The following is a 550-nucleotide window of genomic DNA, read 5'->3' as shown; positions in this document are numbered from 1 at the left end:
CAAACTTATCATGCCACATTTCCATTAAGGTACGGATCACCCGTTCCGCTTTACCGTTCGTCTGCGGTCGGGCAATACGGGCAAACTTTTAACCGATATTGTTTTGCACACAGGCAACCGCAAACGGATGTGACGCATTGCCCCGGTATTCCATCCCATTATCCGAGTAGGTACACTCAATGGTATACGGACAGCAATCAATCACATCATGCAAAAGGAACTTGGCTGCACCGGCGGCAGTACGGTCAGGCAAAATGGCCGCATACAGTTCGCGGGAATAGTCATCAATGGCGACAAACAGGTAATCCCTCGGTTCGGTTGCTTTTTGATTCTGCAATAAGGGCAGCCGTTTGGTGTCGAAATGCACCATTTCGCCGGAGTACGGCTTATTGTAGCGCTTAGCCTGTTTCTTGAGCTTTTCTTCGATGGCTTTTTCAACTTTAGCCAAACGTTTCATGCCATATTTGGCTTGTTTGAAACGGTTGTTGGTGCTGTTTTGCGGTGCGGGAAGTTACAGCCGTGCGGCCTTAAGGATACGGTAAATGGTGAC

The 550-nt window shown here is 48.7% G+C and carries 1 pseudogene; it reads right to left on the bottom strand.

The features are described 5' to 3' along the window. Positions 1 to 550, bottom strand: a pseudogene (locus ACFPVS_RS13690) (transposase family protein); the annotation flags it as partial.

The sequence above is a fragment of the Neisseria weixii genome (assembly GCF_042658245.1).
Lineage (GTDB): Bacteria > Pseudomonadota > Gammaproteobacteria > Burkholderiales > Neisseriaceae > Neisseria > Neisseria weixii.
The sequence above is the reverse complement of the archived record's forward strand: the minus strand, read 5'-3'. Positions and strand labels throughout refer to the sequence as shown.